The 13,414-nt window shown below is 41.2% G+C and carries 13 protein-coding genes; 6 read left to right on the forward strand and 7 right to left on the reverse strand.

Going from position 1 to position 13,414, the window contains the following annotated elements:
- Positions 1-11: 11 nt before the first annotated feature.
- From A7P55_RS15480 to A7P55_RS15490, 3 genes are all read right to left on the reverse strand, one after another.
- A complete protein-coding gene (locus A7P55_RS15480; protein WP_171552783.1) occupies positions 12-482 on the reverse strand; it encodes an SRPBCC family protein in 471 nt (156 codons plus the stop codon).
- The gene (locus A7P55_RS15485; RefSeq protein ID WP_171552784.1) at positions 460-819 is read right to left on the reverse strand and encodes a metalloregulator ArsR/SmtB family transcription factor; all 360 of its coding nucleotides are present in this window, start codon (positions 817-819) and stop codon (positions 460-462) included. Before A7P55_RS15485 ends, A7P55_RS15480 begins: the two co-directional genes overlap by 23 nt.
- A 92-nt stretch (positions 820-911) precedes the next feature.
- Positions 912-1,805 (reverse strand): DMT family transporter, encoded by an 894-nt coding sequence (locus A7P55_RS15490; protein ID WP_171552785.1) that lies wholly within the window; start codon positions 1,803-1,805, stop codon positions 912-914.
- Positions 1,806-1,894: 89 nt separating this feature from the next.
- Here A7P55_RS15490 and A7P55_RS15495 point away from each other — a divergent pair, with 89 nt between their 5' ends.
- The 5 genes from A7P55_RS15495 to A7P55_RS15515 all read left to right on the forward strand — a co-directional run bounded on the left by A7P55_RS15495 (position 1,895) and on the right by A7P55_RS15515 (position 6,537).
- Positions 1,895-2,767 carry a LysR family transcriptional regulator gene (locus A7P55_RS15495; RefSeq protein ID WP_171552786.1) on the forward strand — a complete coding sequence of 291 codons (873 nt, stop codon included), beginning with the start codon at positions 1,895-1,897 and terminating at the stop codon, positions 2,765-2,767.
- Between the two features lie 247 nt (positions 2,768-3,014).
- On the forward strand, positions 3,015-5,219 hold the full coding sequence (locus tag A7P55_RS15500; protein WP_171552787.1) for an OsmC domain/YcaO domain-containing protein: 2,205 nt from the start codon (positions 3,015-3,017) through the stop codon (positions 5,217-5,219).
- A gap of 279 nt (positions 5,220-5,498) precedes the next feature.
- Positions 5,499-5,810 carry a DUF305 domain-containing protein gene (locus A7P55_RS15505; protein WP_171552788.1) on the forward strand — a complete coding sequence of 104 codons (312 nt, stop codon included), beginning with the start codon at positions 5,499-5,501 and terminating at the stop codon, positions 5,808-5,810.
- 95 nt (positions 5,811-5,905) lie between these two features.
- Positions 5,906-6,247 (forward strand): ISC system 2Fe-2S type ferredoxin, encoded by a 342-nt coding sequence (fdx, locus tag A7P55_RS15510; protein WP_171552789.1) that lies wholly within the window; start codon positions 5,906-5,908, stop codon positions 6,245-6,247.
- Positions 6,248-6,348: 101 nt separating this feature from the next.
- On the forward strand, positions 6,349-6,537 hold the full coding sequence (locus tag A7P55_RS15515) for a heavy-metal-associated domain-containing protein (RefSeq protein ID WP_005153033.1): 189 nt from the start codon (positions 6,349-6,351) through the stop codon (positions 6,535-6,537).
- 102 nt (positions 6,538-6,639) lie between these two features.
- Here A7P55_RS15515 and cueR read toward each other — a convergent pair whose 3' ends face one another.
- The 4 genes from cueR to A7P55_RS15535 all read right to left on the reverse strand — a co-directional run bounded on the left by cueR (position 6,640) and on the right by A7P55_RS15535 (position 12,229).
- Positions 6,640-7,098: a Cu(I)-responsive transcriptional regulator gene (gene cueR / locus A7P55_RS15520; protein ID WP_171552790.1), complete on the reverse strand. Its 459-nt coding sequence runs from the start codon at positions 7,096-7,098 to the stop codon at positions 6,640-6,642.
- Positions 7,099-7,109: 11 nt separating this feature from the next.
- The gene (locus A7P55_RS15525; protein ID WP_171552791.1) at positions 7,110-9,596 is read right to left on the reverse strand and encodes a heavy metal translocating P-type ATPase; all 2,487 of its coding nucleotides are present in this window, start codon (positions 9,594-9,596) and stop codon (positions 7,110-7,112) included.
- 257 nt (positions 9,597-9,853) lie between these two features.
- Positions 9,854-10,696: an SDR family NAD(P)-dependent oxidoreductase gene (locus tag A7P55_RS15530; RefSeq protein ID WP_171552792.1), complete on the reverse strand. Its 843-nt coding sequence runs from the start codon at positions 10,694-10,696 to the stop codon at positions 9,854-9,856.
- Positions 10,697-12,229, reverse strand: coding sequence for an NAD(P)/FAD-dependent oxidoreductase (locus tag A7P55_RS15535; RefSeq protein WP_171552793.1), 1,533 nt, complete (start codon positions 12,227-12,229; stop codon positions 10,697-10,699).
- Between the two features lie 115 nt (positions 12,230-12,344).
- Between A7P55_RS15535 and A7P55_RS15540 the strand changes: the two genes are divergently transcribed.
- On the forward strand, positions 12,345-13,370 hold the full coding sequence (locus A7P55_RS15540; RefSeq protein ID WP_171552794.1) for an AraC family transcriptional regulator: 1,026 nt from the start codon (positions 12,345-12,347) through the stop codon (positions 13,368-13,370).
- The last annotated feature ends 44 nt before the right edge of the window (positions 13,371-13,414 follow it).

Raw genomic sequence — 13,414 nt, forward strand, 5'->3', positions numbered from 1 at the left:
TAAATAATAGATTAGGCTTTTAGTCCTTTAGCATACTCAACCAGTTGATCAATCACGGTTCCCCAACCTTCAAAGAAACCCATGTCTTCGTGTTGTTGGCGGGTTTCAGCACTACGGTGTCTGGCAATTGCGGTATATCTGGTTGCTCCGCTACCTGCATCTTCAAGCAACAGAATTGCAGTCATAAATGGATTTTCAGCAGGTTTCCAATCTTCCGTATAGGTATCGGTGAACACTAGTTTTTCACCTTCAATCACCTCTAAAAAAACACCTTGATTGTTGATTTCATTACCATCAACATCAAAGACGGTATTGAATTTTCCGCCGACTCTTAAATCAATCTCACAGGCTTTAATCGAGTGGGGGCGAGGAATAAAGAAGTGTTTGATATGCTCTGGGGTGGTCCAGCATTCCCAGACCAGTTCACGTGGTACATCGATCACTCTTTCGAGTTTTAAGTCAGTTTTTGGATCCAGTTTCATTTTCTCTTTTCCTTTTTAATTCGAGTGCGTAACGATCAAATTGATTCAGTCTTTGTTCCCATATTGCCCGTTGCTCACTTAACCAATGTTGCATAGGGGTGAATGCTTCGGGGCTCAGTGCACAAGTTCTGATTCGTCCATTTTTTTCTGAGTGAATAAGTCCTGCTTCCTCTAATTTATTTAAATGTTTTAGAAAAGATGGCAGGGCCATATCATGCTGTTCAGCCAGTTCAGTGATCGATGCTGACCCGAAAGACAGCTGAGTGAGTATTTCTCTACGCGTCGGATCACTGAGAGCACTGAATAACAAATCGAGTTTAGAATCATACTTAGCCATAGAGCTAAATATTGTATATTTGTTGATCGTATATCAATAAAAACTTAGCTAAATGGCTAAGTTTTTTAAAGATGATAGATAGCACTTTGTTTTTAGGGTTTATTAACTAACAAGATACCGATGAAACTGAGGGCTGCACCCACTGCCATAGACCATGTGATCGGTTCTTTCAAAATAAAATATGCCAATAAAACTGCAGAAATAGGGACTAGATTGGTAAAAATAATGGTTTTTGATGCCCCAATGCGATGAATGGCTTGTGCATACCAAATAAATGCCAATACTGTCCCAAAAGCACCTAAATAGAGAATGGATAGCCAACTACGCCATGAAATATCCGTCAACACGTGATAACCCAATTCAGGCCATGCACTGATTAAAAGAAAACCTGTACCCCAAAGTACCGCATAGGTGGTCATGGTCAATGCAGAAGCTTGGGTTTGTTTAAAGCTGAGCGTATAAATCACCCAGCTCAATACGGCACCACACATCATTATTTCCCCCAGACCAAAGGTTTGCTGCAAGGCACTAAAAAACGCACCTTTGCTTACCACGGTCAGGGTTCCGATTAGGGCAATGCAAACCCCGAAATAATTGATATTTTTCAGCCTTTCCTGAAAGAATATCCGCATGGCCAAAACCGTCAGGACTGGTGATAAGCTCACAAATAATGCGGTTCGGCCTGCTTCAATTCGAGATAATGCGGCAAAGAAAAATAGGTTATATGCACAGATTCCTGTTAACCCCATTAACATGGCATAAAAATGCTGTTGGCCTGAAAGGCTTGGAAAGTTGCCCGTAGTCTTCAGCAATAAGAGAATGAGCAGAAGTGCGGCGAGCATAAAACGTAAGAATGCAGATAGGGTTGGAGAGAGCTCTGCTGCAACAATACGTCCTGCGATGAAGGTGCCTCCCCACATCAAAGCGACACAGACCAGCTTAAAATAAACCGTAGAACTGGAAAGGGAAATGGCTAAGTGGCGCATGAGATGTTTAATCCAAACAGAATCAAACTAAATCGTAAAACTAATTTATTTTTATAGTAAAATGAGCTTTTACTCATGAATGATGTGTTATGACGCTGACTCAACTTGAAATCTTTTCAAAGCTGGCAGAATTAAGAAATTTTACCTATACCGCGCAGCAACTGAATATTTCACAGTCTGCAATTTCACATGCACTCAAAGCATTGGAAAAGAAATGGGAAACTCAGCTGTTTTATCGAAATAACAATGAAGTGGAGTTAACTGCTGCAGGACAACGTTTACTGCCTTATGTGAATGAAATCTTGAATGTTTCTAGCATTATTCATCAAGAAGTGATGGATCTCAAAGGTCTAAAAACTGGGACCTTAAGGATTGGATCTTTTGGTGCATCATCGTCCAATGTGCTGATTCCACTGATTTTAAAACAGTTTGCGCAGCAATATCCTGATGTAGACGTATTACTCATGGAAGGTACCGATAAAGAGGTCATGCAATGGATAGATGAACGCAAAGTTGATCTTGGTTTTGTAGTATTGCCAGAACCCCGCTTTGATAGCTTTGCTGTGTTGGAAGATATTTTTGTTGCTTTATTACCAGCGGATTTAGAGATTGCCCAACAAGCTGCGGTCAAACTAGAGGAATTGATGGATTATCCTTTTATTTTGACCAGTGCAGGCAGTCAAAATCATGTACTGGAATTGTTTCGTGCAGCTCAACTAACACCTCAAGTGAAGTACCATCTCTCTCAAATTCTGTCGATTTTAAATATGGTAAATAGCAATGCAGCGGTATCGATTGTGGCTGATTTATCCCTTGATCAGAACATTCTGCAACTGTATCCCAATATCGTAAAACGGCCCCTGTCACCGAATATCAAACGTTCAATTGGTTTGGCTGTGAAAAACAAGCAGCAGATGACACCACTTGCAAAAGCCTTTGTTGAGATTGCGATGCAGCTCTAAATCTTGATAAATATCGAAAAACTGGGTTAATTGTTCATAAATAGGCTAGAAAAACAGACAAAAGTTATCAATTACACAAAATACTTCTATAATAGCGTCCATCATTACTAAGGTCAGTGTTTAGATACCGTGACGAGATGGCCTTAGCCACACTTTTTTAAGTCTATTGCTTATCCACGATTCGGCTTATAGTTCAATATTTTCAATCTTATGTGCTTGCAACACGTAAGAGTATTTAGGTGCACGCATGGAAATCAAGGTTAATTATCTCGACAATCTTCGACAAGAAGCGAAGTTTGATGACTTTACGGTAATCGCCGATCAGCCGATTCGTTATAAAGGCGATGGTTCTGCACCCGGCCCATTTGATTATTTCCTTGCGTCATCTGCGTTATGTGCAGCTTACTTTGTCAAAGTGTATTGTGCTGCGCGTGATATTCCAACGGACAACATTCGTTTATCACAAAACAATATTGTTGATCCTGAAAATCGCTATAAACAGATTTTTAAAATTCAGGTTGAACTTCCAGCGGATATCTCTGAAAAAGATCGCCAAGGCATCCTACGTTCAATTGACCGTTGTACTGTAAAAAAAGTAATCCAGACGGGTCCTGAATTTATCATCGAAGAAGTGGAAAGTATTGATGCAGATGCACAAGCGTTGCTCATGCCAAGCCTGACTTCAGAAAACAATACTTATATTTTGGGCAAAGACCTGCCGCTAGAACAAACCATTGCCAATATGTCTGAGATTTTGGCTGGTCTAGGCATGAAGATTGAAATTGCGTCATGGCGTAATATCGTGCCAAATGTATGGTCGTTACATATTCGTGATGCGCAGTCTCCAATGTGTTTTACCAATGGTAAAGGTTCAACTAAAGAAAGTGCTTTGGCATCGGCTTTAGGTGAATTCATTGAACGTTTAAACTGTAATTTCTTCTATAACGACCAGTTCTGGGGTGAGGAAATTGCCAATGCAGAATTTGTGCATTATCCAGATGAAAAATGGTTTAAACCGGGTCCAAATGGTGAATTACCAAAAGAAATTTTGGATGAATATTGTTTAGAAATTTATAACCCTGATGATGAATTACTGGGCACACATCTATACGACACCAACTCAGGCAATACTGAACGTGGTATCTGTTCATTACCATTCGTACGTCAATCTGATGATGAAACAGTCTATTTCCCATCGAATTTAATTGAGAATTTATATCTCAGTAATGGCATGAGCGCAGGGAATACCTTGGTTGAAGCTCAGGTTCAATGCTTATCTGAAATTTTTGAACGTGCGGTTAAGCGTGAAATCTTGGAAGGTGAAATTGCCTTGCCAGACGTACCACAAGAGGTATTGGCAAAATACCCAAGTATCGTGGCAGGTATCCAAGGTTTAGAGGAACAAGGCTTTCCCGTGCTTGTGAAAGATGCTTCATTGGGTGGTCAATTCCCTGTAATGTGTGTGACGCTAATGAACCCACGTACAGGCGGTGTCTTTGCCTCATTTGGCGCGCATCCAAGCTTTGAAGTCGCTTTAGAACGTAGTTTGACTGAACTACTGCAAGGTCGTAGTTTCGAAGGTTTAAATGACTTACCGCAACCGACTTTCCAAAGCAATGCGGTGACCGAACCAAACAACTTTGTTGAGCACTTCATTGATTCAAGTGGTTTGGTCTCTTGGCGTTTCTTTAGTGCTAAATCTGATTATGACTTTGTAGAATGGGACTTCACCAATGAAGGTGAAAATTCCAATGCTGAAGAAGCGGCTGAGTTGTTTGGCATCCTTGAAGAAATGGGCAAAGAAGTCTACATGGCGGTGTATGAACACTTAGGTGCAACTGCATGCCGCATCTTGGTACCTGATTATTCTGAAATTTATCTGGTTGAAGACCTGATCTGGGACAACACTAATAAAGCCTTGTTATTCCGTGAAGATATTCTCAATCTACATCGTTTAGATGAAGAACAGCTGGAGGCATTGGTCGAGCGTTTAGAAGAATGTGAACTGGACGATTACACTGAAATCACGACATTGATTGGTATTGAGTTTGATGACAATACAGCGTGGGGGCAGTTAACCTTGCTCGAATTGAAGCTATTAATCTATGTTGCATTGCAACAGTTTGAAGAAGCCAAAGAACTGGTTGAAACCTTCTTGCAATACAACACCAACACAGTAGAACGTGGTTTGTTCTATCAATGTATGAATGTCGTGCTTGAAGTCTTGCTTGATGATGAAATGGAACTGGAAGATTACGAGATCAATTTCCGTCGTATGTTTGGCAATGAACGTATGGATGCAGTGGTTGGTTCGGTTGAAGGTCGCGTTCGTTTCTATGGCTTAACCCCAACCAATGTGCAACTGGAAGGACTTGATCGTCATTTACGGTTAATCGACAGCTATAAAAAATTGCATAAAGCGCGTGCGAAAGCAGTTGGCTTAAATGTCTAAAACACGTTAAATATTCATTTAAAAAGTGCATGTTGATCATGCACTTTTTTTATTTAGAGCCGATAAAACTGTGTTTTTTAATCACTCAAAATTTTAATAAATTGATTGCTTGACCTTGCAATTATTGGAAGGACTACAGTGTCTTTCATAAAGGTAAATATGCAGCATTAGATAGAAACGCTCTTCTATTGACCGCATCATTCCCTTTATTTTCATCAATACAGCATATCAATCACATCTTAAATGAATGTTGATACTGCTTAATAAGAGGAAACAATAATGAGTGAACAACAATCTGCAACAACGCCTAACCCAAATGATTCAACTGAGTTCTATAGTCTCTCTACACGTGCTTATATGGAACTAACGAGCCGTATGCATGTGGATATGCAAATCAATTACACTGGCAATGCCGACATCGACTTTATGCGTGGAATGATTCCACATCATCAAGTCATCGTCGATATGGCCAATGTCGCCTTGAAATATGGTTATGATCCAGAAGTTCGAATGTTGGCAAAAAATATGATTTTGGCACAGGATATTGACATTAAAGTAATAAATGCTTGGTTAAAAAGGCATTTCTTATAAGTCTGTATTGTTGACTTATTTTAGATAAAAGGCTTTATGACAAAGCCTTTTATCATTTGTTATTCATCATATCAACAAATGCAATGGTACTGACTATGCCTAAAATAACGGTTCTCCCGAATGAAAAAATTTGCCCTGAAGGTCGGGAAATTGAAATAGAACGCGGGGAAAACCTCTGTAGACGCTTACTGGATAATGGTATCGAAATCGAACATGCCTGTGATCTTTCAGGGGCATGTACAACCTGTCACGTAATCGTGAAAAAAGGATTCGATAGCCTAACTGAAATGGACGATATTGAAGCTGATTTACTCGACCGTGCTTGGGGGCTAACCCCTTATTCACGTCTATCCTGTCAGGTGAATGTACAGGAGGATGCTTTAGAAATAGAAATCCCGAAATATACAGTGAATTATGTGTCCGAAAACAAAGGATGAACAGCTAATTTTCTAATTTAATGACCAAAAGACTTGACCTTCCAATTATTGGAACGTTTATATTGAATTTATCTTATTGAATAACCAAGTGGAGCATTCGTATGGAATTTCATGTTGAAAATATGACTTGTGGTGGCTGTGCACGTGGTGTAACGCGTGCGATCCAAGCAGTGGATGCCGATGCAAAGGTAATCACTGATCCACCTAACCGCAGCGTAAAAGTAGAAACTACGGCATCACAACAGCAAATCGTTGATGCATTGGCAGAAGCGGGTTTTCCGCCACGCTAATTTACAGTGAATGAAAAAGCGGCCGAGATGGCCGCTTTTTTGGATTTAAGAAAATGCCCAAAAATAAAAAAAGGCCATATTTCTATAGCCTTTTAATTTGTGTTACTTACGACCCGTCAGTGGAGACAGAGAGAGCAGATCATTATGGTGATGGATATCCTTCATTTCATGGCTCGGTTCTTTTAAACCCTCAAGAATCGGGCAATCAGGTCGGTTATCCCCCGCACAGCAATCAACTAAGGTTTGTAAAGTTTGCGCCATTTGTTGTAGATCTTGGATACGTTGTTCTAACTTATGGATATGCGACTGAGCCAGTTGCTTTACATCTGCGCTATGCCTGTTGCGATTATTCCATAAATCCAGCAAGTCAGTGATTTCTGCTACAGAGAAACCCAATTCACGACTACGCTTGATAAATTTTAAACGTTCAACATCATTATCAGAATAAGAGCGGTAACCTGCATTGCTGCGCCCAGCAGCTGGAATTAAGCCAATTTGTTCGTAATAACGAATCATTTTGGCTGTCACACCTGAAACTTGAGAGACTTTACCAATATTCATGAGATCCTCCATTAGCCTCGAGCTACAGATGGCGGTTGGAAACGACGCAAACGTAGTGCATTACCAAGGACAAAGACACTGGACAGTGCCATTGCGCCTGCTGCAAAAATCGGCGACATCAGGATGCCATACGCTGGGTACAACACACCCGCAGCCACAGGAATCAATAGGGTGTTATAAGCAAAGGCCCAGAACAAGTTTTGGTGAATATTACCAATCGTTGCTTTAGACAAAGCAATTGCATTGGCAACGCCTTGCAAGTTCCCAGACATCAGTACGACATCCGCAGATTCAATCGCAACATCTGTACCTGTTCCAATCGCAAGACCCACATCGGCTTGAGCTAATGCTGGTGCATCATTAATACCGTCACCCACAAAGGCAATATTGCCATATTTTGCTTTCAATTCCTGTACGGCATTGACTTTACCCTCAGGTAGAACTTCGGCAATCACTTCGTCAATCCCGAGTTCTTTGGCAATCGCATGTGCGGTACGCGCATTGTCACCGGTAATCATCGCTACTTTTAGACCCAGTTGATGTAGTGCTTGAATGGCAGCAGGAGTGGTGTCTTTGATTGGATCGGCAACTGCAATAATCCCTGCCAAAGTGCCATCAATCGCCACATAGAGTGGAGATTTACCTTCATCGCCCAAACGTTGTGCTGTATGGGAAAATGGCGTGATATCCAGTCCAAGTTCAGTCATATAACGGTCTGCACCAATATAGATGTTCTGGTTTTCATTTACGGTAGCATTGACACCCATACCCGTCACTGAATCAAAGCGATCAACTTTTGCGAGTGACAGACCTTCATGTTTAGCTGCATCGACAATCGCTTTGGCAATCGGATGTTCTGAAAGAGATTCAACAGCTGCAACTCGACTAAGCACCTCATTTCGCTCAAAGGCTGCTGTCACCTCGAAATCAGTGAGTACTGGATGACCTTCAGTTAAGGTACCTGTTTTATCAACGGCAACCACTTGAGCATCTTTTAACAGCTGTAGAGCTTCACCTTTGCGGAACAGGACACCAAGTTCCGCGCCACGTCCAGTACCCACCATAATCGAGGTGGGGGTTGCTAGACCCATGGCACATGGACAGGCAATAATCAGTACGGCCACTGCATTGACCAATGCAAAAGTTAAAGCTGGTGATGGGCCGAAAACTAGCCATACGAGGAAGGTGAGTAAAGCGGCAATCATCACTGCGGGTACAAACCATAAGGTCACTTTGTCGACCACGGCTTGAATCGGCATTTTAGAACCTTGTGCCTGCTCGACCAAACGGATAATCTGCGCCAGCATGGTGTCGCCACCGACAGCGACGGCTTTAAAACTTAAAGTTCCGTTCTGGTTAATGGTTCCACCCACCACTTGGCTGCCAATGTTTTTTTCAACAGGAATCGGTTCACCTGTAATCATCGATTCATCGACAAAGCTTTGACCTTCAATCACTTCACCATCAACTGGAATTCTTTCACCCGGTTTGACAATAACAAAATCACCAGAGACGACTTGATCAATTGGAATATCAATGAGATGGTTATCACGCGAAACATGGGCTACTTTTGCCTGTAAGCTAACTAAGCGCTGAATTGCCTCAGATGTCCGTCCTTTGGCTTTGGCCTCAAGAAAACGGCCTAATAAGATTAAAGCGACAATGACGGCAGCGGCTTCGTAATAGACATTTACCGTTCCAGCGGGAAGCAAATTTGGTGTAAAAGTCGCAACCAAAGAAAATAGGTAGGCTGCTAATGTGCCGACTGCGACCAAAGAGTTCATATCAGGTGCTAAACGGAATAAAGCAGGGAGACCTTTGCTATAAAAACGGCGACCCGGAATAATCAGGACCAAGCTGGTTAAAACGAATTGCAGATACCAACTATTTTGCATACCGATGGTTTGTTCAATCAGATGATGAACACCTGGTATTAAATGAGAGCCCATTTCTAAAATAAACACAGGCAATGCTAAAACTGTCGCAATAATCAAGTCTCGCTTAAGCTCAGCTCTTTCTTGATCTTTTTTCTCGAGTTGTTCGCTTTGGTCAGGAATGGATGCCTGAATTTCTTTGGCATCGTAACCTGCTTTATCAATCGCTGCGATTAAACTTCCCACACTTGCATTACCTGTGACGGTTGCTCGTTCCGTCGCTAAATTGACGGATGCAGTTTTTACACCAGAAACAGCACTGAGAGCCTTTTCGACACGACTGACACAAGAAGCGCAAGTCATGCCTTCAATCGATAATTCGATATTGCTTGCAGGGACGTCATAACCTGTCTGCTCAATCGCATGGATCAGTACTTGTCGATCAACAGGCTTGGAAAGGGTAATATCTGCACGTTCTGTGGCTAAATTGACGGAAGCGGACTGTACGCCATCTACTTTCTTTAGTGCAGTTTCAACTCGACCCACACAACTGGCACAAGTCATGCCTTCTACTTGTAGGGTAACATTTAGGTCTTTAGATACTGTATTTATTTGAGTTCCCATAAGATATACCTATAGAGATGATCTGATTGCTTGCAGCATAGACCTTAACATTATGGGAAGGTCAAGCGGATTTATCAACTCTTAGGATTTTATTTATTCCAGTCATAAAAATTGTATTTTGAGCTGGGTTAAAACTGCTTTTATTCATTTATATATTGTGAATTATTATTTTTTTATTGCTGTTACAGGAAAGGTGAGGGTGAAAGGATTGACCATTGCTTTTATTGAGCTAAGGTCAATCCATAGCAAAGCTTAAGTTATTGCAGGAATTTAGTTTGCAGCGCAGTCGCTGTGGCAAATATTTTTTGATATCCCTGTGGCAGTATCCGTTGTAATAGATCTACAGCTTTGGCATCAGCACCAATCAATAGGCGACGTTTATTTTTGAGTATCGCTGTTAAAATTTGATTTGCCGCTTCATCGGCTGGTGTTCTCAATATTTTGTCAAAGGTCTGCTGACTTTTTACAGGGTCCATTCCTAGAATTTCGACACTGTTATTAATCCGCGCAGCTTTAGCAATATTGGTTCGAATTCCACCTGGATGTACACACGTCGCGCTTACACCTGAGTCTTGTATATCGAGTTCTTGCCGCAAAGACTCGGTAAAACCTCGAACTGCGAATTTACTCGCATTATAAGCACTTTGAGTGGGCTGTGCTGTCAGTCCGAACATACTTGAGATATTAATGACATGTCCGTCGCCACTCTGTTTCAGATAGGGCAAAAACTCTTTGGTCCCGTATACCACACCCCAAAAATTAATCCCAATCAACCATTCTAGATCTTCATAGCTGACACCTTCAGCGGTACTGCCGATGGCAACTCCTGCATTGTTAAAGATCAGATTGACTTGCTGATGCTGTTCCACCACGCTTTTAGCCCACTTTGCCATATCTTGGCGATTGGCGACATCAAGCACTTGTACTGTAACTTTGACTGGATATGACTTTAATAAAGTTTGGGTTTTGGCCAGACCAAACGCATTGACATCTGATAAAGCCAAATGACAGCCTTGTTTTGCCAAGGCAATTGCAAGTGCTTGACCAATCCCTGAACCTGCGCCTGTAATTGCTGCAACTTTGTTATTGAATGATTTCATTTAAACCGCCATTTGTTTTTCTAAGGGTTGTACCTGAACAGCCATAGATGAAGACTTTGCGACCTGAGTATAATTTTCCAGATCAAAACGGCGAGTGCGCTGACGATATTCCAATGTGAAACCCGGCCAATTATTGGTATTTTTGCCTGTCGCGGTTTGATACCAACTGGTGCAGCCTTGAGACCACATGGTTGATTTCATGCGCTCCTGAATTTCTTGGTTGAACTGTGTTTGGATTTCAGTTTTTAAGTCTGCAAAACTTAAATTCTTTTGAATATGCGTTTGAATTGCATCCAAAATATAGTTCACCTGACTTTCAATCATATATACGATTGAATTATGTCCAAGATTGGTATTTGGACCATACAGCATGAAGAAATTAGGGAAACCGCTCACTGTTAAGCCTAAATAAGCTTCTGCACCATCGCTCCATTGTTGTTTGAGTGTCTTGCCATTGAGTCCAGTAATTTGCATGGGCGCCATAAACTCTGTTGCTGCGAAACCTGTTCCATAAATAATGGCATCGACTTCACGTTCTTTGCCATCTTTGTCGACAATACCAGTGGCTGTGACTTCCTGAATTGAGGTATTAATCACCTCTACATTTGGGCGAATCAGACTCCGATACCAATGATTAGAAATCAGAATACGTTTACAGCCGATCGGGTAGTCAGGCATCAGACGATGGCGGAAATGAGGATCTTTGATTTCTTCGCGAATATGCCGCTGAAAAATATATTCCGCCAAAGGAATTTCATTCAAGGTTGCAGTAAAGCTCTTAAGGCGAATCTCGTTATAACTATATTGAAAGACGCGATCAAGGCTTTGCAGAATCGGTAGTTTTTGGAAAACTTTTCGTTCTAATTTTGAATAAATGCGGTCTGGTTTTGGAATGACATAAGGTGCAGAACGTTGATAGATATCTAAGTGGGCGACTTGCTTAGCGATTTCTGGCACAAACTGAATCGCACTGGCGCCCGTACCAATCACAGCCACACGTTTATTATTTAAATCATAGTCATGATCCCAGCGCGCTGAATGAAAGCTTTTGCCCTGAAAGGTGTCCAGTCCTTTAATTTTAGGATAGGCGGGTCGATTGAGTTGACCGACTGCTGCAATCAGAAATTCTGCCTCGAATTTTTCTCCTGTTAATGTTTGGATATGCCAAAGACCTTGTGTTGCATCAAAGTCCGCACTGGCAATTTCAGTATTAAACTGGATATGCGGATAAAGCTGATATTTCTCAGTGCAATGTTTCAAATATTGATGAATTTCCTGTGATGAACCATAGCGGTTTTTCCAGCCAAGCTCCTGTTCAAAAGAAAAGGAGTAGAGGTGAGAAGGAACATCACAAGCAGCGCCAGGATAAGTATTGTCACGCCAGACACCCCCAACTTCATTGGCTTTTTCAAATAAGGTAAATTTTTCAAATCCAGCACGTTTAAGTTGAATCGCCAAGCCTAAACCACCAAAACCTGTTCCGATAATGGCGATACGAATATTTTTATTTGAAGATAATTGTTGTTTGAACATAACTGACTCGAGTAAAAAACATTATGTATAGCTTGCAGAATAATCGTTTCATGCATTGATTTAGAGGATGGATGAGGACAAAATATTGTGATTAGCGGACATTGAGAAAATATACTTGAAGTACTTATGGACATATGAACGTAGTATCCATAGTGTTCGCCTCATGGCAGATTTTGCGGCTGAACTAGGTGTGAGTCATGCACAGATCCTCAAGGGAACAGGACTGGAGCAGCAACAGTTGCTTGATCCAAATATGTTGGTGACTGGGCAGCAGGAATTACAGCTGATATGTAATCTAGTTGAAAAATTTAGCCAGAGACCTTTGCTTGGCTTGGAGGTTGGTCAACGTTATCACTTTACCACCTTTGGTTCTTTAGGTTTAGGCTTGATCAGCAGTGCCAATATTCGTGAAGCGTTGAACTTTGCTTTGGCTTATTTTCCTTTATCCTTTGCCTTTAGTCAGTTTGTAGTATCAGAACCGCCTGAGAACCGTACTATCCAAATCGAAATTGTGGTTGATGATGGGATTCCGACAGCTTTATGGCAATTTATTATTCAGCGAGACCTTGCTGCGCTGATTACAGTTCAACAAGATTTGATTCGGGAAAATCTCTGCCAAAGAGTCGTCTTTGCTTTTCAGCCTCATGGAGAAATGCAGTCTTATCGAGAGTTATTGGGAATTACACCCGAATTTAATGGATCGAAAAGCTTTGTTGTATTAGATGCAGAAAAAATAGACCAGAAGCTCAGTATGGCAAATGAGTTGATGCTACATTCAGCAGAACAGCAATGCAGAGAAATACTGGACAAGCGGCAATCTCAAAAAAAATATACCGACCAAGTTGAGCAGATCTTGATGAATAGCAGAGGGGAAATTCCTTCGATGGAAGAGGTTGCAGATGGTTTATGTCTAAACTCTCGAACTTTACGCCGTTATTTAGCACAAGAACAAACAACTTTTATTAAAATCAGGGAAGAAGTCAGAAAAATTCTGGCAGATTCATATTTGTCTTCAACTCAAACCTCAATTGAACAAATTTCTGAATGGTTAGGCTATGCCGAACCTGCCAGTTTTATTCATGCTTATAAACGCTGGTATGGCAAAACACCACATGCCACCCGATTAAAAAATAATGTGTAGAAAATAATGGCGCAGTGACATATAAAAGATAAAGGAAGCTGAAA

Origin of the sequence: Acinetobacter sp. Ac_5812 (assembly GCF_013072695.1) — a bacterium.
GTDB lineage: Bacteria > Pseudomonadota > Gammaproteobacteria > Pseudomonadales > Moraxellaceae > Acinetobacter.